Consider the following 19,308-nt stretch of genomic DNA (forward strand, 5'->3'; position numbering starts at 1 on the left):
CGCGGCCCGGCCGGGGGACGGTGGCTGCTGCGGGGCGCCGGTGCTCAGGCCCGGCCGACGAGCTCGAAGCCGGCCTCGTCCACGGCGGCGCGTACGGCGTCGTCGTCCAGCGGTGCCCCGGAGGCGACGGTGACCTCGCCGGTGGACGCGACGGCCCGTACCGAGGTGACGCCCGCGATCTCGGAGATCTCGCCGGAGACGGCGCCCTCGCAGTGTCCGCAACTCATTCCGCTCACCTTGTAGACGGTGGTGACGGAGCCCTGGGTGTCGGTCTGGGCGGTCATGTCGTTACTCCTCGTCGGGGTGTGCACGGCGGGTACCCGTGGCCCAGCGTGGACCACGTACCCCACTGTACCCCTAGGGGGTATGGAAGCGGACCCCGCCGGGCCTCACCCGGCCTCACCCGTCACGCGCGACGCCTCCGTGGGCGGCCCACTCGTGGTCGAGGACCGCCATCAGGACGTCGTCCACCCACACGCCGTCGCGCAGGGCCGCCTCCCGGCGTATCCCCTCCACCACGAAGCCGGCCTTCTCGTACACCCGGCGGGCCCGCGGGTTGTGGGCGTAGACCTCCAGTTGGACGCGGTGCAGGCCGACCCGCTCGAACGCGTGCCCGACGATGAGCCGGGTCGCCTCGCTGCCCAGACCCCGGCCGCGGCCCTGGGCCCCGATGAGGGTGCGGAAGGTGCAGCTGCGGGCGGCCGGGTCCCAGTCGTACAGGACGACCTCGCCGACGAGCTCGCCGGTCGCGCGGTCGGTGACGGCGAGGTCGAGGCGGTCGGGGTCGGCGGTGCGCACGCCGTACCAGGAGCGCAGCCGTTCCCGGGTGAGCTCGGTGCTGGGTTCGAACGTGAAGCGGACGACCTCGGGGTCGTTGACGATCTCCCACATCACGTCCGCGTCCCGCGCGGTGAACGGCCGCAGGACGGTCCGCTCGCCGGTGAGGACGGGTTTCTCTGAGAAGTCCATGGGCGGCACTGTGCCTCACGCGGCGGTGGGGCACAGAACGGTTTTCTCCCGCGCGGCCCGGCCCCGCTACCGGTTCCGGTTGCGTGGCCGGGACGCCACCCAGGCCCGGATCGTGTCCGCGTACCAGTAGGGCTTGCCGCCCTCCACGTGGTCGGGCGGCGGCAGCAGTCCGTGCTTGCGGTAGGACCGCACGGTGTCGGGCTGCACCCGGATGTGGGCCGCGATGTCCTTGTAGGACCAGAGCCTTCGGTCGGTCACTAGTCGCACCTCCCCGCGCGCGCCGCGGCGGCGGCCGGGGACGGCCACCGGGGGGAGCCGGGCGCTGCGCTGGCGATCACCAAGCGTGTGCCGGGTGAACGACCGGGAGTGATGGCCGGAGAGGGCCCGTGCGCGCCTGTGACGGAAGGCCCGTGGAGGCGCGACAGTTGTGACACGACGGTGGTACTTGTGACACGGTCGTGGCCCCGGGTCCGTAATATCCGCCGCTTGTCGGTTTGTTGTGGAACAGCGGGCGGACTGGTGCCCGAGGGTGGCATCGAAGGCGGTACCCATAACTCTGCTGGGATCCCTTGCGTTTCATGGGGTGCGGGTGAGTGCCCGCGAATTGTCAGGAAGGCAAAAACCCATGGGACTGGCTACCCGAAACGGTGTACTCGCCGCCGCCGCGTCCGGCGTGATGGCCCTGGCACTACCGGTGTCCTCGGCATTCGCGGCCGACGGAGCCGGCGCCGACGCTGCGGCGGACGGCTCGCCCGGGCTGATCTCCGGCAACGCCATCCAGGTCCCGGTGGACGTGCCGGTGAACATCTGCGGAAACACGGTGGACGTCGCGGGGCTGCTCAACCCGGCCGCGGGCAACTCCTGCGCTAACAAAAGCGGTGCGAAGAAAGGCAGTTCGCAGAGCAGCAGCGGATCGGCCTCCAGCGGCAGTTCCCCGGAGAGCGGCGGAGAGGCGGCCTCCAGCGGGGCGTCGGCTCAGAGCCACACCGCCGACTCGCCCGGCCTGCTCTCCGGCAACGGTCTTCAGCTCCCGGTCGACCTGCCGGTGAACGTGTCCGGGAACAGCGTCAGTGTGGTCGGCCTGGGCAACCCGGTCTTCGGAAACGAGTCGGTCAACGGCCCCGACGACCAGACCCGCCCGGCCCCGGACACCTCGGCGCCGAAGCCGGCCGCCCCGGAGCGGACGGTCCCGAGCACCCCGGCACCGGAGACCCCGGTCCACGCCTGGACCCAGCCCGGCTCCGAGTCGGCCATGCTGGCCCACACCGGAGCGGACCTCACGGTCGGCGCCGCCGCCGGGAGCGCCGCGCTTCTCCTTGCGGGTGGTGTCCTGTACCGCCGCTTCCGCCCGGACCCCACCCGCTGACCCGGACGCAGCGACAAACGGGCACCGGAAGGGATGTCGACTCCCTCCGGTGCCCGTGACGTGCTGCGCCGCACTGACCCCGGCGCCTGGCCGGGGGAGACGTCAGAGCGCCTGGCTGTTGCAGCCCATGTCGGAACCGAGGTGGTTCTGCTGCGCGCCGGGGTTGCCCTCGCCGTTCAGGATGTTGCCCGCCAGGCCGGTGAGGGCACCGACGCTGCCGAGCACCTCGATGTTCATGTCGTGCGAACGGCACTCGGTGCCCTGCGTGATGTCGAGGTCGCTGCCCCAGTCATTGGCGACGGCGGTGGTGGCGCTGAGGGCGCCGACGCTGCCGAGCAGGGCGCTCACGAGGACGGCCTTCTGGAACGTACGCATGGGGGTTCTCCGTTGGTCGAGCGGATGGGGTGTCGGAACAGAGGAGTGACGATTGCGGGCGGCTGCGCCGGAGGGCCGTCAGCCGAGTCGGGGGAGCCCCAGTTGGCCGAGCGGAGGTGCCGCGACCTGTCCGAGGCCGACCGGCGACAGCTGCGGTGCGTCCGCCGGCGAGATCTGCGGGTTGAGGATCGGGTTCACCTGAGGGTTCACCTGGGGGTTCACCTGCGGGGCGACCTGGGTCGGGGGCTCTGCCGCGAGGCCTTGGGGCATGGCCACCTGGGGGGCGACCTGTGGCATCACCTGCGGCACGACCTGAGGAACGACCTGAGGCTGCGTGGGGGCGGCCTGGGGCGCCTGCATGGGAGCCGCCTGCATGGGAGCCGCCTGCGGCTGGTAAGGCGAGGTGGAGGCCTGCGCCGTCCCGTGCGAGGAGGCCGCGGCGTAGGCGTGGCCCGTCTGTTGGGGCGCCGGCGGAGCGTACGGCTGGGGTGCCGGCTGGGCGTACGGCTGGGGCGCCGGCGGAGCGTACGGCTGGGGCGCCGGCTGGGGCGCCGGCTGGGCGTATGGCTGGGGTGCCGGCTGGGCGTATGGCTGGGGTGCCGGCTGGGCGTACGGCTGGGGCGCCGGCGCAGCGTAGTGCTGTTGCTGCGGCGTGGCGGTGGCCTGAGCCGTCCCCTGCGTCCCGGCCGCGGCGTAGGGGCCGGTCGGCTGGGGCGGCGGGGCGGCGTGCGTGGCGGGGTAGTCAGGAGTCGATGCTGGAACGGCACCGACTTGTCCGACGGGTGCGGCGTGGCTGGCGCCGGCGCCGGCGGCGGTCAGACCGCCGGCTGCTGCCACCACGAGCGCGACCTTGTGAAGCTTGCGCATGAAACCCTCGGCCCTTCGATACCTGAACTGGAAATCCACTGAATTCAGCGCGTCACGCGTGCAGTCGGCGCGAGACTCGCACCGCATCGTCGGCAGCGGTCACAGTGAGCAGCACACGGACTATGCGTCGGAGTCAGCAGCGAATCGCCTTCTCCCCTGCTCAGGTCCACGGCCGCTGCCCTCCCCACGGGGAACGAGGGTTTCCTCGTTCTGGTCACGGCACGTGAAAGTCCGTCACCCATTTGCCGCTGTCCGAAAGGGAGTTGACGGCAGGGTCGTGCACCCCTTGCGGCAAACGGGTGACGGCGGCGCCGCACCCGTATCCGGGCTCTCGCCCACCTCGTTCCGCACGGGGCAGGAACGACGCTCTATTGCGGCCGCCCAAGGCAGCAGTGCAGATCAACTGCGCTTTCGTATCGAGCATTTCGCCCAGTCCGTGCACAGGTTCAATGAAGGGCCAAAGGATTTCATGCGCAAGCTTCAGCACGTCGCGCTCATCGTCGCAGCGGCCGGCGGTCTGACCGCCGCCGGGGCCGGACCCAGCGCCGCTGTGACTCCGGTCGGCCACAACGGTGCTGTGCCGACGCCGGTTTCACAGCCTGACGCCCAGGCCGCCTCGGCCAGTTCGGCGCAGGCGTCCGTGCAGTCGTACGGCTCGCCGGCGCCGCAGCAGGCGGCTCCCCAGCGGGGTACCACGGTCAGCCCGCAGGTCAACCCTCAGCTGAACCCGCAGATCAGCCCCCAGGTTTCTCCGCAGGCCCCGCAGCCGAAGCAGGGTGGCCCGGTGCAGCAGGCCAACCTGTTCCGTCCGTCCCAGGAGTGCAGCCCGCAGAACCTGCTCGCCGCCAATGTGCCGGTCGCGCTGCTCGCCGCCTCGCAGACCCGGGGGGTCGACTGCACCCAGGCCAACAGCCAGGCGAACTCCCTCGCCAGCGCGCAGGCGCAGTAGGGCAGTCGGCTGCCGGGCGGCGGGGCCGGGGATGCGCGATAGGTCTTTTGGGTGTATTTGCCTTTTCGCCACCAAAACGGCGCGTCGTTGCACGTTTTGTTCTTATTTCGCATTAATCTCCTGAATTGTACAAAGTCGATCTCTCCCGGATCGCACCCACTCACCTCACCGGAGATGAAATGCGCAAGCTTCGCAACGTTGCCGTCCTGGTCGCCGCGCTCGGCAGCATCGGACTCGTGGGCGGTACGGCCCACGCCGACCAGGGCAAGGGCGGCGAGGGCGACAAGTTCAAGATCTCGCAGAGCTCCCAGTGCCGGTCGCACGACCTGAACCTCGACATCCTCGGCCAGGTCGGCCTCCTCAACGGCGTGCTGGGCAACGCGCTCAACGGCGAGGGCAACCCGGGCGCCCAGTCCACCCACCTCGGTTCCACCATGGGCTGCAACAACAGCGCCTTCTGACCTTCCGGGCCGACGCCACGGCGTCGGCCAGTGAACGGTCCCGGCACCGGGCCCTCGGGGCAGGGCGCCGGGACCGTTCTTTGCATCAGCCTTCGCTTCCGCACCAAAGCCGATCGTTCTCCACCTCACTCCACCGGAGATGACATGCACAACCTCCGCATGGCCGCCGTCCTCGTCGCCGCGTTCGGGAGCGCTGGACTCCTGGGCGTCGGCACCGCCCATGCCGACCAGGGCGGCAACGGCGGTTACACCGTCAGCCAGACCAGCAGCTGCGGGTCGCACGACAGCAACATCGACATCCTCGGCCAGGTGGGCATCGGCAACGGCCTGGGCGGCAACCTGCTGAACGGCGAGGGCAACCCGGGCGCGCAGAAGACCTCCCTGGGCTCGACGATGGGCTGCAACAACACGGTCGGCGGCTGAAGGCCGGCCCACAGATGTGGGCTGCGGGCGTCCCGGTCACGGGGCGCCCGCTTTTGCGTGAGCGGGGCGCCCTTGGGCTCCCGCGCTCGTTCGTGCCGGCACGGCTGCGGGCGGACAAGGAAATGCCGGGCCGGGAATGATCCCGGCCCGGCATTCGCCGGCAGCTCTCATACGAAGTGCGGCTTCTTGAACCCCTTCGGCAGCTTCGCCGTGTTGGAGCAGTCCACCACCGGCCCGGCACTGGCCGACCCTCCGTCGCCCAGTACCTGGTGCTCCTGGAACACCACGTTCGGCCGGTCGATCGTCGAGCAGCTCTGATCCTGCCTGAGGATGTGCTCGCCGTCCTTGTCGATGCGAGTCTCGCTCTTGCGGACGCAGACTCCGTCCCTGCTCTCGCAGTCACCGGCGCCTCCGTCCGCGTACGCCTGCCCGGCGCCTGCGCAGAGGGCGGCGAGACTTCCGACGATCCCCGAGATGGCGGCGATCTTCCGCGGAGTGAACATGTGCTGCATTCCTTTACCGGATAGGGCCCGGGCGCTGGTTGCCGTTGACCGGTGTGCGCCCGGGCCCGTGAAGGTGTCGGAACCGATCAGTCGGCGCCTGGACGCGCTGTCACCTGCGACCGGCGGCCGAATGGGCCGCAGCCCGGACGCGCGCACTGAGTAACCGTGGCGTGTCCGGGCTGCGTTCGCCACGGGCCGGTGGCCCGTGGCGGCACCGGGAGAACGAACTCCCGGCAACGTCTTTACTGGCCTTCGCCCTCGTGGCCGTACTGCTCGGGCTCGGCGTGCCGCTCCTCCTCCGGGGCGGCCTGCGGCTCGCCCTGCGGCTGCGCCGGCGGCGCGAAGTAGTAACCGCCGGTGACCGCCAGCGCGTTGGCCGACGAGTTGGCCACGGCGGAGACCGGCGCGGGCGCGTCGCCCTCACCGGCGAAGCTGGCCCCGGCACCGAACGCCGACAGCCCCGCAACCGCCATGGCTACGACCGCGGCACGCTGAAACTTACGCATGAGTGACCTTTCCGTACTCGGGCACGAAGCCCGGCTTGACTACTGAGCGTTAGCCTATACACGCATTTCGTCATATGTCGGGATTGTGCCTTACGCGTCGTGTCGACCCATACGTCGTTCGCCGGCTCAGGCGCAATGCCTGCCGGAAGGGTCACCCATGCAGGACTTGGGGCTGCAGGGCGAACGGTCCTTGTCCGCTCTCGACCTCGTCGGTCGCTCCCGTAGTAGTGGGAGAACAGGTCACCTTGGGGCCCAGCTGCAGCTGCCCCTGGCCCAGGGCGGCGGGCAGCGTGAGGGGCTGTACCGGCGTGCACGTCTCCTGGTGGGGGATTTCGCCGTCCTCGGAGAGCTGGCCGTGGATCCGCTGACTGCAGGTGAAGCCACCCAAGAGGTCGCGAGTGCAGGTCCCCGGGTCCTTCCCGGCGTGCGCGTGGGCGAGGCCGGCGCAGGCCATGGCGAGGCCGCCGGCGAGCACCGAGACCGCCGTCATCTTCTTCCTGCTGAACATGTGATGCGCTTTCCTTCGTAGGAGTGCGGCGTACCCGGGCGCCGGGCGGGCCGGGCTCAGCCGGTGAAGTCGTAGTTGTACTGGTCGCAGGTCGTGTCCAGGGTCCCGGCGATACCGAGCACGCCGATCGGGACGTCGTTCTGGGACACCGTCTGCGGGCTGCACTCCTGGTAGGGGCGGTAGATGTCGTACACCTTCGGCGCGTTGTCGGAGGTGTCGGCGACGGCGGTGCCGGCGCCGGCGGCGGACAGGCCGCCCGCCGCTGCCACCGCTGCGATCACGACATGCTGAAGCTTGCGCATAAGACCCTCGGATTTCCGCTCGTACAGAGAGGCTGATTGCCTACCGTGACTGGCCGAACGCTATCAGTAATCAAGGGGCTTCCGCGCCGCGCGTCCCTCTCGGGGGACAACGAATTGACGGCATCACCGAGTGGAAGTAAATCCCCCTATTAAAAGCTGGGTTGCTCTGCAGTAGATGCCTTCACATCGTGTGAATTGGCTGTCACGCACGTCCCGGCGCCGTACCAACACCGCTCAAGGGAAGTGGCGTTGCGTCAACAGGGCGTCGGCTGGGCGGCGGAGAAGCGTCATGGGTGGGCACGGACGCGATCACGTCCCGCAGCCTCTCGATGTACATGCGCACGTTCTTGTAGGCGATGTCGGTGTCCGGGTAGCGGCAGGCGAACCACAGCCCCTCGTGCAGCCGGTTGACCCATACGCACACCTGGTCGCCGTACGAAACCCTGATCAGCCCGTACGCCTTGCTCTCGGTCCAGCGGGACGATCCGGGGAGCAGGCGGGCGTCCACGTACGACACGATCGAATACAAGTCGGGCGACGTCGGGCGGAATTCCGCGCCCAGCAGCGGCAGCACCCGGGCCAGCGGAATGCGTGCCAGCGACCGGTTGGCGCGCAACTCGGCGCGGACCGTCTCCAGCGCCCCGCGGAAGTCGCGCGCCGCGGGCACCTCGATGGGTGCGCCACCGACGTACCAGCCCACCGAATCCGACCACGCCGACTTCAGCCGGGTGTGGAACGGCACGACCGTGCGGTAGACGGGTTCGCCGCCGATCTCGTGGACGATCAGACTCGTCGCGGCCAGGATCCCCACCAGGCTGCCGCCGTAGGGCCGGCAGTACGCCTCGAACGCCGCGGCCGCGTTCGCGTCGACGAGCGGCTCGCACACCAGTTTCTGCGCAGGCAGCACATCACCGGGCTGCAGGCCGAGATCGACGGGGAACGCCGGCAGCCGCCCACCGCACCGGCCGATGAATTCCCGCCAGCGTGCGACGATTGCGTGTGTGTCACCGATCCCGTCCGCGTCCCTGCGCTCCTGCCGGCAGAAGTCGACATAGCTGCCCGTCGGCATCCCGGCGACGGGCCGCCCCGTGAGACCCGCCGAGTACAGCTCGTGGATCTCCTCCGGAATGCGCTGGAGGGAGTAGGCGTCCACGTTCGTGTGGTCGAAAGCCATGTACACGCTCGTGGAATCGTCCCGGACGACCGCGGTGTAGATCAGGTTCGGCCAGCGCAGCGCGTCCGCTGCCGTGTCGAATCGGTTCTGCAGATACCGGACCAGCGCGCCCGCGTCCGCGAAGTCACCGATCACCTCACGCCGCAGCGAGACATCGCCCTCGCGCAGCGTGAACCGCTGCATCTCGTCACCGGCCCACCTGAAGCCGCTGCGCAGCGTCTCGTGGCGCAGCGTCCAGCCCCGCAACGCCCGCTCCAGCACATCGAGATCCACCCGGCCCGGCAGATCGAACGCCGCCCCCAGCCACGTCGGCACGAACAGCCCGCCCTCGCGCACCGACCGCGCTGTCCTGATGTGCGACTCCTGGATGTACGCCGGCGGCCGCGGGTCCGGCGCCAGTGACGCCATGGCCCCCACTGTCGCCTCACTGAATGTGAACTCGACCAGCCGCCCCGGCCGCACCTCACACCGCTGAATGTCGCAAACTCGCATGACGGCGTCTCCATTCGCAGAAGACACCAGCTTGATCAAGGCAGCGCGCCATACACGCGACGACCACTGTGTCGCCCGCATTCCAGTACAACGAGCGACACTCCGAACAACGAGCCGAATCCTCCGCGGCGGGCGCCCGCAGCGCCCGCCCTGCCGGACGCCCGCAACATGTGTCTACGCCCGCACCCAAACCGCAGACACTGTGTCGGGCGCATGGGAGGGCCCGCGCCTGGTGAGATGGAGACATGGCCGAGACCGCGGCCGGACCGTCCGTGGTCAAAGGCCCTGAGCTGTACGAACGGCACGTCTGTACCCGTCGCCGCCATCTGTGAAGGAGTTCTCGGTCATGACGAACATCGTCAACCACTGGATCGGCGGCAAGCCCGCCGAAGGCGCCTCGGGCACGTACGGGCCGGTGACCGACCCGGCCACCGGCGCGGTCACCACCAAGGTCGCCTTCGCCTCGGTCGGCGAGGTGGACGCCGCGGTCGCCGCCGCCAAGGAGGCGTACCTGAGCTGGGGCCAGTCCTCGCTGGCGCAGCGCACCTCGATCCTCTTCAGGTTCCGGTCGCTGCTGGACGCGCACCGCGACGACATCGCCGCGCTGATCACCGCCGAGCACGGCAAGGTGCACTCCGACGCGCTCGGCGAGGTCGCCCGCGGACTGGAGATCGTCGACCTGGCCTGCGGCATCAACGTGCAGCTCAAGGGTGAGCTGTCCACCGAGGTCGCCACCCGCGTCGACGTGTCCTCGATCCGGCAGCCGCTCGGTGTGGTCGCCGGCATCACGCCGTTCAACTTCCCGGCCATGGTGCCGATGTGGATGTTCCCGCTCGCCATCGCCTGCGGCAACACCTTCGTGCTCAAGCCGAGCGAGAAGGACCCGTCGGCGGCCGTCAGGATCGCCGAGCTGCTGTCCGAGGCCGGGCTGCCGGACGGCGTCTTCAACGTCGTGCACGGCGACAAGGTGGCCGTCGACCGCCTCCTGGAGCACCCGGACGTCAAGGCCGTCTCCTTCGTCGGTTCGACCCCGATCGCCCGCTACATCCACACCACCGCCTCCGCCAACGGCAAGCGCGTGCAGGCGCTCGGCGGCGCCAAGAACCACATGCTGGTGCTGCCCGACGCCGACCTCGACGCGGCGGCCGACGCGGCCGTGAGCGCGGCCTACGGTTCCGCGGGCGAGCGCTGCATGGCGATCTCCGCGGTCGTCGCCGTCGGCGCCGTCGGCGACGAACTGGTCGAGAAGATCCGCGAGCGCGCGGAGAAGATCAAGATCGGCCCCGGCAACGACCCGACGTCCGAGATGGGCCCGCTCATCACCAAGGCGCACCGCGACAAGGTCGCCTCCTACGTCGAGGGCGCGGCGGCCGAGGGCTGCGAGGTCGTCCTGGACGGCACCGGTCACACGGTCGACGGCCACGAGGACGGCCACTGGATCGGCATCTCCCTGCTCGACCGGGTGCCGACCACGGCGAAGGCCTACCAGGACGAGATCTTCGGCCCGGTGCTGTGCGTGCTGCGCGCGGACACCTACGAGGAGGGCGTCGCCCTCATCAACGCCTCGCCGTTCGGGAACGGCACCGCGATCTTCACCCGGGACGGCGGCGCGGCCCGCCGCTTCCAGCTGGAGATCGAGGCCGGCATGGTCGGCGTGAACGTCCCGATCCCGGTCCCCGTGGGCTACCACTCCTTCGGCGGCTGGAAGGACTCGCTCTTCGGCGACCACCACATCTACGGCAACGACGGCACGCACTTCTACACCCGCGGCAAGGTCGTCACCACCCGCTGGCCGGACCCGGCCGACGCCCCCGCCGGCGTGGACCTGGGCTTCCCGCGCAACCACTGAGGACTGCCCGGCAGAGCCCGGGGAAGCCCCGTACGGCCGTCCGTCATCCGGACGGCCGTATTTTTTTCCTCCGTCCGCAACGGATCCCGCGCACCCGGAACGGCCGTTGGGCCTACGCATCTGATGCCGTTTTCGAAAGCTCTACGCGCTTCAGGCGACGGATTCCGTAGATGAACTGCCATTGACGCACTGGTTTCCGTCGGTATTCCATCTTGCCGCGGGAGCGAACCGGAGGCGGTGGCGCTCCGCCGCGCACCGTGCCGCACGAGTCGATCGGAAACCGCGTATGACCGACACGCTCCGTCCCGCCCAGACCGCTGCGACGGCACCCGAGGACCTCGGGGACCATCCGGACCGGTCGCGGACGCTGAAGCGGTCCATCGGGGTCGTCGGCGGCACGCTCCTCACGCTCTCCTGCGTGACCCCCGCCTCCACGCTGTTCGTGGTCGTCCCCGACCTGTTCGGCTCGCTCGGCACCGCCACCGCCCTGACCATCGCCGTCGGCTCGCTCCTCTGCGTCGCCGTGGCGTTCTGCTACTCGGAGCTGGGCACTCTGGTCCCCAGCGCGGGCGGCGAGTACGCCATGGTGTCGACGATGGCCGGGCGCCTGGCGGGCTGGCTGGTCTTCGTACTGTCCCTGCTGGTCGTCATGATCGTCCCGCCGGTGATCGCGATGGGCACGGCCGACTACCTCGAACCGATCCTGCACCTCGATCCGTCCCTGGCGGGCGCAGCCGTCATGCTGCTCGCCACCCTCGCCGGCCTCCTCGACCTGCGCGCCAACGCCTGGATCACCGGCGTCTTCCTGGTCCTGGAGGTCATCGCCGCGGCCGTCGTCGCCGTGCTGGGCTTCGCCCACGCCGAGCGCGGCCCCGGCAGCCTCACGTCGATGGAGGTGGGCGGTGCGGGCGGCGGAACGGACCCCGTGACGGCCATGCTGGTCGTCTCCGGGCTCGCCATCGCCCTCTTCATCACGCAGGGCTTCTCCACCGCCGTCTACCTCTCCGAGGAACTGGAGAACCCACGCCGCAACGTCGCCCGGACGGTGCTGGCCACCCTCGCCATCTCCACGGTGATCATCCTCGTCCCGGTCGTCGCCATCACCTTCGGCGCCTCCGACCTGGCGGAGCTGACCGGCGGCGACATCGGCGCCATGGTCACCGCCTGGTCCAACTCCGCCGTCGGCACCTTCGTCAGCCTCTGCGTGGCCCTCGCCATCATCAACGCCGGCATCGTGATGGTCATCCAGAACTCGCGCGTCCTGTTCGCCTCCGCCCGCGACAAGGCGTGGCCCGCGCCGGTCAACCGGCTCTTCGCCAGGCTCGGCCGGTTCGGCTCGCCGTGGGTCGCCACCCTCGCCGTGGGCGTGCCGGGCGCCGCGCTGTGCTACGTCAACCTCGACACCCTGTACGGCGTCACCGGCGTCTCCGTGACCGCGATGTACCTGCTGGTCGCGGTCGCCGCCCTGCTGTCCCGGCGCGGCGCCCACGGGCACACGCACGCGTGGCGCATGCCCCTGTGGCCGGTGGTGCCGGTCCTGCTGATCTCGGTCCTCGCCTACATCCTGACCCAGCAGGAGGCGAGCCACCTGCTGTGGACCGGCGGCATCGCGGCCGTGGCCACGCTCTACTGGGCCCTGTACCTGCGCCCGCGCCGGGACACCCGCTGGCTGGTCTCCGTCCCCGACGACGTACGGGAGCCCGCCGGGCCGTGACCCGGCCTACCGCGTCCGCGGTACGCGCCACCGCGCTCGTACCTCCCTGGGAGGGGCGGTGGTTCACCCCCGGGAGGGCCTCGGTTGTCGGCGGCTGCCCGTACCGTTGACGCATGGATCTTCGACTGCCCCGCGTGCGAGGGCTGCTACGGGGGCCGCGGCGGATACTCTCCGCCGCGGCCGCTGTCGTCGTGCTCGCCGGTGCCGGGACCTGGACGGCCGTCGCCGGCGACGACCCGCCCCCGGTCCACCGCGCCGACCGGGTCGTGGAAGTGGGCGACGGAGTGCGCCTGGACACCTCGTACTTCACGGCCGGATCCGACGGCCGCCGCCCCGCGGTCCTGCTCGCGCACGGCTTCGGCGGCAGCAAGGCCGACGTCCGGGACCAGGCGGAGCGCCTCGCCCAGGACGGGTACGCGGTCCTGACGTGGTCGGCGCGCGGCTTCGGCAGGTCGACCGGGAAGATCGGGCTCAACGCCCCGGACGGCGAGGTCGCCGACGTGTCCCGGCTGATCGACTGGCTCGCCGGGCGGCCCGAGGTCCGGCTGGACGGCAGGGGCGACCCGCGCGTGGGCATGGCCGGGGGCTCCTACGGCGGCGCCGTCGCGCTGCTGGCCGCCGGGCACGACGACCGCGTGGACGCCATCGCCCCCGCCATCACGTACTGGAACCTGGCGGACGCCCTCTTCCCGAACGGCGTCTTCAAGAAGCTCTGGGCCGGCATCTTCGTCAACATGGGCGGCGGCTGCGAGAAGTTCGAGCCCGCGCTCTGCCGCATGTACCAGCGCGTCGCCGAGAAGGGGGCGCCGGACGCCGAGGCGGTGAAGCTCCTCCAGGAGCGCAGCCCGCAGGCCGTCGGCGACCGGATCGACGTGCCCACACTGCTGGCCCAGGGCCAGACCGACTCGCTCTTCCCGCTCGGCCAGGCCGACGCCGCCGCCAAGGCGATCCGCGCCAACGGCGCCCCCGTGGACGTCGACTGGGTCTCGGGCGGCCACGACGGCGGCGACCTGGAGGCCGACCGCGTCGAGGCCCGTACCGGAGCGTGGTTCGACCGCCACCTGAAGGGCGACGAGTCGGCCGGCACCGGCCCCGCCTTCCGCGTCTCCCGCACCGTCGGCACCGGCAGCGGCGACGGAGAGCCCCGCCTGGAGGGCGTGAGCGCCGACTCCTACCCCGGCCTCGGCGGCGAGCCGCGCGCGATCGAACTGCGCGGACGCGAGCAGACCTTCGAGAACCCGGCGGGGGCCGCCCCGCCCGCCGTCTCCGCCCTGCCCGGCATCGGCGGATCCGGCGGCCTCTCCCAGCTCTCCTCGCTCGGCGTCGGCATCTCCCTCGACTTCCCCGGCCAGTACGCGGCCTTCGAGTCGGCGCCCCTGCGCGAGGACCTCCAGATCACCGGCTCGCCCACCGCGACCGTCCGCGTGCAGTCCACCGCCGAGGACGCCGTGCTCTTCGCCAAGGTGTACGACGTCGGCCCCGGCGGCGCCCAGCAGGTGCTTCCCTCGCAACTGGTCACGCCGCTGCGGGTGGCGGACGCCAAGGCCGGCGAGGACGTCACGGTCACCCTGCCCGCCGTCGACCACGAGGTGGAACGCGGCCACAAGCTGCGCCTGGTCCTCGCCTCCACCGACCTCGGCTACGCCTCACCGGCCGCCCCCGCCACCTACACCGTCTCCCTCCAGGGCGGCCTGTCCGTACCGACCGCCCTCGGTGACACCGGTGCGACGGCCGGGCTGCCCGCCTGGGTCTGGTGGGCGCCCCTCGCGGGAGCCGCCGTCGCCGCGGCCCTGCTGCTGACCGCCCGCCGCCGCACCTCGGCCCCGCCCCCCGACCCCGCGCTGGCCGGCGTACCCCTCCAGATCACCGGCCTGACCAAGCGGTACGCCAAGTCCGCCGACCGGTACGCCGTACGGGACCTGTCCTTCCGCGTGGAGAAGGGCCAGGTGCTCGGCCTCCTCGGGCCGAATGGCGCGGGCAAGACGACGACCCTGCGCATGCTGATGGGCCTGATCGCGCCGGACGGCGGCGACATCCGCGTCTTCGGCCACGCCATCGCGCCCGGCGCCCCCGTGCTCTCCCGCGTCGGCGCCTTCGTCGAGGGCGCGGGCTTCCTGCCGCACCTGTCCGGCCGGGAGAACCTGGAGCTGTACTGGCGGGCCACCGGCCGCCCGGCCGAGGACGCCCACATGGACGAGGCCCTGGAGATCGCCGGCCTCGGCGACGCGCTCGCCCGCGCGGTGCGCACCTACTCCCAGGGCATGCGGCAGCGTCTGGCCATCGCCCAGGCCATGCTGGGCCTGCCCGACCTGCTCATCCTGGACGAGCCGACCAACGGCCTCGACCCGCCCCAGATCCGCGAGATGCGCGAGGTGATGATCCGCTACGCGGCCGCCGGGCGCACGGTGATCGTCTCCAGCCACCTGCTGTCCGAGGTCGAGCAGAGCTGCACCCACCTGGTGGTGATGGACCACGGCCGGCTCGTGCAGGCCGGTCCGGTCGGCGAGATCGTCGGCTCCGGGGACACCCTGCTGGTCGGCACCCACGCGCGCGTGGACGCGCCCCTCGTCGAGAAGGTCGCCGCGCTGCCCGGCGTGGCCTCGGCGGCCGTCACCGAGGGCGGCCTCCTGGTCCGCCTCGACTCCACCGGCACCGCCCGCGACCTCATCCCCGAACTCGTCCGCCTGGACGTGCCCGTGGAGTCGGTGGGCCCCCACCGGCGCCTCGAGGACGCCTTCCTCACCCTGATCGGAGACTCGGCATGAGCACGCTGGCCGACCGCGCCGAGCCCACCGGCGCCCAGGAGGTCGCCGAGGGGTACCGCGCGGGCCGCACGCTGCCCGTCCGGGTCGAAATGGTCCGGCAGCTGAAGCGGCGGCGCACCCTCGTCATGGGCGGCATCCTCTTCGCCCTCCCGTTCGTGCTGCTCGTCGCCTTCCGGATCGGCGGCGAACCGGGCGGGTCGAACAACCAGGTCAGCCTGATGGACTCGGCCACCGCGTCGGGGGCGAACTTCGCCGCGGTGAACCTGTTCGCCTCCGCGGGCTTCCTGCTCGTCGTGCCCGTCGCCCTCTTCTTCGGGGACACGGTCGCCTCCGAGGCCGGCTGGTCCTCCCTGCGCTACCTGCTCGCCGCGCCGGTGCCCCGCGCCCGCCTGCTCTGGTCCAAGCTGGTCGTCGCCCTCGCCCTCAGCCTCGCCGCGATCGTCCTGCTCCCCCTGGTCGCCCTCGCCGTCGGCACCGCCGCCTACGGCTGGGGCCCGCTGGAGCTGCCCACCGGCGGCAGCCTGCCCACCGGCACCGCCGCCGAGCGCCTCGCCCTCACGGTGGCGTACGTCTTCGTCTCGCAACTGGTCACCGCCGCGCTGGCGTTCTGGCTCTCCACCAAGACCGACGCCCCGCTGGGCGCGGTCGGCGGCGCGGTCGGCCTGACCATCATCGGCAACGTCCTGGACGAGGTGACCGCCCTCGGCGACTGGCGCGACTTCCTGCCCGCCCACTGGCAGTACGCCTGGCTGGACACGGTCCGCCCCGAGCTGGACTGGACCCGCCTGATCCAGGGCACCTCGCTCTCGGTGACGTACGCACTGGTCCTGTTCGCCCTGGCCTTCCGGAACTTCTCGCGCAAGGACGTGGTGTCGTAGGCCGGGTGCCACAGGCTGGACATCGGCCCGGTCACCGGAGGGTCACCCACCGGTCACGCGGGCCCGCCGCCGTGCCCACTTCGAGACACAGCCGTGACGCCCCGTCCCGCACGTTCCGCCCCGCCCCGCCGTCACAGTCACGTACGTCGGCGTCAACGGAACCAGGGGGTAGGGACGATGAAGCGGTACCGGACACGAAGGCCGGTCGGCGCGCTGCTCGCGCTCACGGCGGCGGGCGGCCTGCTGCTCACCGGCTGCGGGGGAGGGGACGACGCGGCCCAGGGGGCGAAGGACACCGCCGCCGACTCCCGGGGCGGCGGCTACGCGCCCGCGCCCGACGGCCCGCGCGGCGGCACATCCACCGGGGAGGCCGGGGAGAGGGGCGAGAACGGCGACTCCCGTGAGGTCGCCCCCGACCCCGACCTCCTCTCCACCTTCGCCCTCGACGTGGACACCGCCTCCTACGGCTACGCCCGCCGCACCCTCTCCGAGGGCCGGCTTCCGGACCCGTCGACGGTCCGGCCCGAGGAGTTCGTCAACAGCTTCCGCCAGGACTACGACCGCCCCGACGGCGACGGCTTCACGGTGAGCGTGGACGGCGCCCGAACCGACGAGAAGGACTGGTCGCTGGTCCGCGTGGGCCTCGCCACCCGCACCGCCGAGCAGCGCGGCGAACGCCCGCCGGCCGCACTGACGTTCGTCATCGACGTCTCCGGCTCGATGGGCGAGCCCGGCCGTCTGGACCTCGCCCAGGATTCCCTCGCCACCATGACCGACCGGCTGCGCGACGACGACTCGGTCGCGCTCGTCACCTTCAGCGACGAGGCCGAGACGGTGCTGCCGATGACCCGGCTCGGCGATCACCGAGGCCGGGTCCACGACGCGATCGACAGTCTGGAGCCGGCCGAGTCCACCAACCTCGGCGCGGGCGTCGAGACCGGCTACGACACCGCCGTCGAGGGCCGCCGCGAGGGCGCCACCAACCGCGTCGTCCTCGTCTCCGACGCCCTCGCCAACACCGGTGACACCGACCCGGACACCATCCTCGAACGCATCGCGGACGAGCGCCGCGAGCACGGCATCACCCTGTTCGGGGTCGGCGTCGGCAGCGACTACGGCGACGCCCTGATGGAACGCCTCGCCGACAAGGGCGACGGCCACACCACGTACGTCTCGGATGCCGAGGACGCCCGCGAGGTCTTCTGCGAGCAGCTCCCGCGCCACATCGAGCTGACCGCCCGCGACGCCAAGGCCCAGGTCGCCTTCGATCCGGAGACGGTCGCCGAGTTCCGTCTCGTCGGCTACGACAACCGGCAGGTGGCCGACGAGGACTTCCGCGACGACCGCGTCGACGGCGGCGAGGTGGGCCCCGGCCACACCGTCACCGCGCTGTACGCCGTGCGCACCCGGCCCGGCGCCGACGGACACCTCGCGACGGCCACCGTCCGCTGGCTCGACCCCGACAGCCGGACCCCGCACGAGGAGTCCGGCGACGTGGAGACCGACGCCCTCGGGGACTCGGTCTGGGAGGCGGACCGCGGCCTGCGGGTCACCGCGACCGCCGCGTACTTCGCGGACGCGCTCCGGTCCTCGCCCTCGTCGGCCTCCTCGTCCTCCTACGACGGCGACACCCGCCACGGCTCCCTGCCGGGCGCGCCCGGCCTCGGTGAACTCGCCGAGCGCGCCGGCTCTCTGGCCGGCCGTACCGAGGACGAGGACGTCCGGCGGCTGGCCGAGGCGATCGGCACGGCGAACCGGCTGACCTGAGGGGCCCCGGTCCGGCCGCACCCATTGACCTATGCTTACTCTTGAGTAAGTTTACTCAGGAGTAAGCAAGTCTGGGTGCGCACGACACAACGCCAGCCGATCAGCGACCGGGAGCCGACATGGGCGTACGCAAGGACCTGAAACGGGCGAGGAACCGCGGTGCCCTGGTGTCCCGCGCGAGCACCGAGACCGTCAGGGACGCCTACGGCGCCGTCCGCGAGGCCCGCACCGCACCCCTGGCGCCCCGCCCCACCACCGGCAGCATCGCCGACATCCCGTTCACCAACGCCGCCGAGGCCCCCGACGCGGTGGTCCTGCGCCGCGAGGCGGACGGCGCCTGGCGGCCCGTCACCGCGGCCGAGTTCGCCCGCGAGGTGACCGCGGTGGCCAAGGGCCTGATCGCGGGCGGCCTGGAACCGGGCGGACGGGTCGCCGTCATGTCCCGCACCCGCTACGAGTGGACCGTCCTGGACTTCGCGATCTGGGCGGCCGGCGGCCAGACCGTCCCCGTCTACGCCACCTCCTCCGCCGACCAGGTCGAGTGGATCGTCCGCGACTCGGGCGCCCGGCACCTCGTCACCGAGACCGCCGCCAACACCGCCACCGTCCTGGCCGGCACCGCCGCCCACCCCGAACGCCCGCGCGTCTGGGAACTCGACGCGGGCGCGCTCGCCGACCTCACCGCCCTCGGCACGGGCGTGAGTGACGAGGAGGTCACCAAGCGCCGCACCGCCCTGACCCCGGACGCGGTGGCGACGGTCTGCTACACCTCCGGCACCACCGGCCGCCCCAAGGGCTGCGTCCTCACCCACGCCAACCTGCACGCCGAGGCCGCCAACACGGTCGAACTGCTGCACCCGATCTTCAAGGAGGTCACCGGCCAGACCGCCTCGACGCTCCTCTTCCTGCCGCTCGCCCACATCCTGGGCCGCACGATCCAGATCGCCTGCCTGCTGGCCCGCATCGAGATCGGCCACTTCCCGAGCATCAGGCCCGACGAACTGCGCCCCGCGCTCAAGTCGTTCCGCCCCACCTTCCTGGTCGGCGTCCCGTACCTCTTCGAGAAGATCCACGACACCGGCCGGGCGACCGCGGAGAAGATCGGCCGCGGCGCCTCCTTCGAGCGCGCCCACCGCCTCGCCGTCCGCTTCGGCGGCGCCCACCTGGAACGCTTCCTCGGCCGCGGCAAGCGTCCCACCCTCGGCCTGTGGGCCGGCTGGGCCCTGTACGACCTGCTGGTCTACCGGCGGGTGCGGGCCGAACTGGGCGGCCCGCCGGCGCCCGCCTCCCCGCCGGGGCCCCCCCCCCGCCCCGCGCCCTCACCCCCCCCCTTTTCCGCCGCGGGTCCGCGCCCGCCAGGCGCTCCGCCCCCTCAGGCACCCCCCGTCCTTGCATCACATCAGACACGCGGCGCTGCACCTCGTGTGGCCTGTGCTTGGT

General features: G+C 71.7%; 21 protein-coding genes. 10 read left to right on the forward strand and 11 right to left on the reverse strand.

The window, feature by feature from the left end; all coding sequences use genetic code 11:
* Positions 1 to 44 precede the first annotated feature (44 nt).
* The 3 genes from DMH12_RS17025 to DMH12_RS39100 form a co-directional block, all read right to left on the reverse strand.
* The gene (locus DMH12_RS17025; RefSeq protein WP_125492430.1) at positions 45 to 284 is read right to left on the reverse strand and encodes a heavy-metal-associated domain-containing protein; all 240 of its coding nucleotides are present in this window, start codon (positions 282 to 284) and stop codon (positions 45 to 47) included.
* Positions 285 to 399: 115 nt separating this feature from the next.
* The gene (locus tag DMH12_RS17030; RefSeq protein WP_185832364.1) at positions 400 to 969 is read right to left on the reverse strand and encodes a GNAT family N-acetyltransferase; all 570 of its coding nucleotides are present in this window, start codon (positions 967 to 969) and stop codon (positions 400 to 402) included.
* Positions 970 to 1,035: 66 nt separating this feature from the next.
* Complete coding sequence (locus DMH12_RS39100) at positions 1,036 to 1,227, reverse strand: AlpA family transcriptional regulator (protein ID WP_161326861.1); 192 nt, start codon at positions 1,225 to 1,227, stop codon at positions 1,036 to 1,038.
* Positions 1,228 to 1,594: 367 nt separating this feature from the next.
* Between DMH12_RS39100 and DMH12_RS17040 the strand changes: the two genes are divergently transcribed.
* The gene (locus DMH12_RS17040; RefSeq protein WP_125492432.1) at positions 1,595 to 2,335 is read left to right on the forward strand and encodes a chaplin; all 741 of its coding nucleotides are present in this window, start codon (positions 1,595 to 1,597) and stop codon (positions 2,333 to 2,335) included.
* Between the two features lie 102 nt (positions 2,336 to 2,437).
* On the opposite strand, the gene DMH12_RS17045 is transcribed toward DMH12_RS17040, so the two are convergent.
* The 3 genes from DMH12_RS17045 to DMH12_RS17055 form a co-directional block, all read right to left on the reverse strand.
* Positions 2,438 to 2,710, reverse strand: a complete 273-nt coding sequence (locus DMH12_RS17045; protein ID WP_122620022.1) for a hypothetical protein — start codon at positions 2,708 to 2,710, stop codon at positions 2,438 to 2,440.
* A 78-nt stretch (positions 2,711 to 2,788) separates the two neighbouring features.
* Complete coding sequence (locus DMH12_RS17050) at positions 2,789 to 3,577, reverse strand: hypothetical protein (protein ID WP_125492433.1); 789 nt, start codon at positions 3,575 to 3,577, stop codon at positions 2,789 to 2,791.
* Between the two features lie 214 nt (positions 3,578 to 3,791).
* Positions 3,792 to 4,064 carry a hypothetical protein gene (locus tag DMH12_RS17055; protein ID WP_125492434.1) on the reverse strand — a complete coding sequence of 91 codons (273 nt, stop codon included), beginning with the start codon at positions 4,062 to 4,064 and terminating at the stop codon, positions 3,792 to 3,794.
* On the opposite strand from DMH12_RS17055, the gene DMH12_RS17060 reads away from it, so the two are divergent.
* The 3 genes from DMH12_RS17060 (at position 4,047) to DMH12_RS17070 (ending at position 5,410) form a co-directional block, all read left to right on the forward strand.
* Positions 4,047 to 4,526, forward strand: a complete 480-nt coding sequence (locus tag DMH12_RS17060) for a hypothetical protein (RefSeq protein ID WP_125492435.1) — start codon at positions 4,047 to 4,049, stop codon at positions 4,524 to 4,526. The two genes, DMH12_RS17055 and DMH12_RS17060, sit on opposite strands and share 18 nt — an antisense overlap.
* Before the next feature lie 179 nt (positions 4,527 to 4,705).
* Positions 4,706 to 4,987 (forward strand): hypothetical protein, encoded by a 282-nt coding sequence (locus DMH12_RS17065; RefSeq protein WP_125492436.1) that lies wholly within the window; start codon positions 4,706 to 4,708, stop codon positions 4,985 to 4,987.
* A 144-nt stretch (positions 4,988 to 5,131) separates the two neighbouring features.
* A complete protein-coding gene (locus DMH12_RS17070) occupies positions 5,132 to 5,410 on the forward strand; it encodes a hypothetical protein (protein ID WP_125492437.1) in 279 nt (92 codons plus the stop codon).
* A gap of 167 nt (positions 5,411 to 5,577) precedes the next feature.
* On the opposite strand, the gene DMH12_RS17075 is transcribed toward DMH12_RS17070, so the two are convergent.
* From DMH12_RS17075 to DMH12_RS17095, 5 genes are all read right to left on the reverse strand, one after another.
* Positions 5,578 to 5,913: a hypothetical protein gene (locus tag DMH12_RS17075; RefSeq protein WP_260474234.1), complete on the reverse strand. Its 336-nt coding sequence runs from the start codon at positions 5,911 to 5,913 to the stop codon at positions 5,578 to 5,580.
* 242 nt (positions 5,914 to 6,155) lie between these two features.
* Positions 6,156 to 6,419, reverse strand: a complete 264-nt coding sequence (locus DMH12_RS17080) for a hypothetical protein (protein WP_125492438.1) — start codon at positions 6,417 to 6,419, stop codon at positions 6,156 to 6,158.
* 151 nt (positions 6,420 to 6,570) lie between these two features.
* Complete coding sequence (locus tag DMH12_RS17085; RefSeq protein WP_125492439.1) at positions 6,571 to 6,927, reverse strand: hypothetical protein; 357 nt, start codon at positions 6,925 to 6,927, stop codon at positions 6,571 to 6,573.
* Positions 6,928 to 6,983: 56 nt separating this feature from the next.
* Positions 6,984 to 7,229 carry a hypothetical protein gene (locus tag DMH12_RS17090; RefSeq protein WP_125492440.1) on the reverse strand — a complete coding sequence of 82 codons (246 nt, stop codon included), beginning with the start codon at positions 7,227 to 7,229 and terminating at the stop codon, positions 6,984 to 6,986.
* Positions 7,230 to 7,431: 202 nt separating this feature from the next.
* Positions 7,432 to 8,895: a condensation domain-containing protein gene (locus tag DMH12_RS17095; protein ID WP_125492449.1), complete on the reverse strand. Its 1,464-nt coding sequence runs from the start codon at positions 8,893 to 8,895 to the stop codon at positions 7,432 to 7,434.
* A 346-nt stretch (positions 8,896 to 9,241) separates the two neighbouring features.
* On the opposite strand from DMH12_RS17095, the gene mmsA reads away from it, so the two are divergent.
* The 6 genes from mmsA to DMH12_RS17125 all read left to right on the forward strand — a co-directional run.
* Positions 9,242 to 10,744: a CoA-acylating methylmalonate-semialdehyde dehydrogenase gene (gene mmsA, locus DMH12_RS17100; protein WP_125492441.1), complete on the forward strand. Its 1,503-nt coding sequence runs from the start codon at positions 9,242 to 9,244 to the stop codon at positions 10,742 to 10,744.
* Between the two features lie 286 nt (positions 10,745 to 11,030).
* Positions 11,031 to 12,458, forward strand: a complete 1,428-nt coding sequence (locus DMH12_RS17105) for an APC family permease (protein WP_125492442.1) — start codon at positions 11,031 to 11,033, stop codon at positions 12,456 to 12,458.
* A 113-nt stretch (positions 12,459 to 12,571) separates the two neighbouring features.
* Positions 12,572 to 15,223, forward strand: a complete 2,652-nt coding sequence (locus DMH12_RS17110) for an alpha/beta fold hydrolase (protein ID WP_185832365.1) — start codon at positions 12,572 to 12,574, stop codon at positions 15,221 to 15,223.
* Positions 15,220 to 16,101, forward strand: a complete 882-nt coding sequence (locus DMH12_RS17115) for an ABC transporter permease (protein ID WP_125492443.1) — start codon at positions 15,220 to 15,222, stop codon at positions 16,099 to 16,101. The genes DMH12_RS17110 and DMH12_RS17115 overlap by 4 nt, the downstream gene beginning before the upstream one ends.
* A 177-nt stretch (positions 16,102 to 16,278) precedes the next feature.
* Positions 16,279 to 17,868: a VWA domain-containing protein gene (locus DMH12_RS17120; protein WP_125492444.1), complete on the forward strand. Its 1,590-nt coding sequence runs from the start codon at positions 16,279 to 16,281 to the stop codon at positions 17,866 to 17,868.
* A 119-nt stretch (positions 17,869 to 17,987) separates the two neighbouring features.
* Positions 17,988 to 19,308: AMP-binding protein (locus DMH12_RS17125; protein WP_260474235.1), on the forward strand; the 1,321-nt coding region annotated here is incomplete at its 3' end.

The organism is Streptomyces sp. WAC 04229, from assembly GCF_003947455.1.
Taxonomy (GTDB): Bacteria; Actinomycetota; Actinomycetes; order Streptomycetales; family Streptomycetaceae; genus Streptomyces.

Bases quoted from the DNA above. Each gene is read 5' to 3' on its own strand.
- DMH12_RS17025 (WP_125492430.1), bottom strand. From the start codon at position 284: ATGACCGCCCAGACCGACACCCAGGGCTCCGTCACCACCGTCTACAAG.
- DMH12_RS17030 (WP_185832364.1), bottom strand. From the start codon at position 969: ATGGACTTCTCAGAGAAACCCGTCCTCACCGGCGAGCGGACCGTCCTG.
- DMH12_RS17040 (WP_125492432.1), top strand. From the start codon at position 1,595: ATGGGACTGGCTACCCGAAACGGTGTACTCGCCGCCGCCGCGTCCGGC.
- DMH12_RS17045 (WP_122620022.1), bottom strand. From the start codon at position 2,710: ATGCGTACGTTCCAGAAGGCCGTCCTCGTGAGCGCCCTGCTCGGCAGC.
- DMH12_RS17050 (WP_125492433.1), bottom strand. From the start codon at position 3,577: ATGCGCAAGCTTCACAAGGTCGCGCTCGTGGTGGCAGCAGCCGGCGGT.
- DMH12_RS17060 (WP_125492435.1), top strand. From the start codon at position 4,047: ATGCGCAAGCTTCAGCACGTCGCGCTCATCGTCGCAGCGGCCGGCGGT.
- DMH12_RS17065 (WP_125492436.1), top strand. From the start codon at position 4,706: ATGCGCAAGCTTCGCAACGTTGCCGTCCTGGTCGCCGCGCTCGGCAGC.
- DMH12_RS17070 (WP_125492437.1), top strand. From the start codon at position 5,132: ATGCACAACCTCCGCATGGCCGCCGTCCTCGTCGCCGCGTTCGGGAGC.
- DMH12_RS17075 (WP_260474234.1), bottom strand. From the start codon at position 5,913: ATGTTCACTCCGCGGAAGATCGCCGCCATCTCGGGGATCGTCGGAAGT.
- DMH12_RS17080 (WP_125492438.1), bottom strand. From the start codon at position 6,419: ATGCGTAAGTTTCAGCGTGCCGCGGTCGTAGCCATGGCGGTTGCGGGG.
- DMH12_RS17085 (WP_125492439.1), bottom strand. From the start codon at position 6,927: ATGTTCAGCAGGAAGAAGATGACGGCGGTCTCGGTGCTCGCCGGCGGC.
- DMH12_RS17090 (WP_125492440.1), bottom strand. From the start codon at position 7,229: ATGCGCAAGCTTCAGCATGTCGTGATCGCAGCGGTGGCAGCGGCGGGC.
- DMH12_RS17095 (WP_125492449.1), bottom strand. From the start codon at position 8,895: ATGCGAGTTTGCGACATTCAGCGGTGTGAGGTGCGGCCGGGGCGGCTG.
- mmsA (WP_125492441.1), top strand. From the start codon at position 9,242: ATGACGAACATCGTCAACCACTGGATCGGCGGCAAGCCCGCCGAAGGC.
- DMH12_RS17105 (WP_125492442.1), top strand. From the start codon at position 11,031: ATGACCGACACGCTCCGTCCCGCCCAGACCGCTGCGACGGCACCCGAG.
- DMH12_RS17110 (WP_185832365.1), top strand. From the start codon at position 12,572: ATGGATCTTCGACTGCCCCGCGTGCGAGGGCTGCTACGGGGGCCGCGG.
- DMH12_RS17115 (WP_125492443.1), top strand. From the start codon at position 15,220: ATGAGCACGCTGGCCGACCGCGCCGAGCCCACCGGCGCCCAGGAGGTC.
- DMH12_RS17120 (WP_125492444.1), top strand. From the start codon at position 16,279: ATGAAGCGGTACCGGACACGAAGGCCGGTCGGCGCGCTGCTCGCGCTC.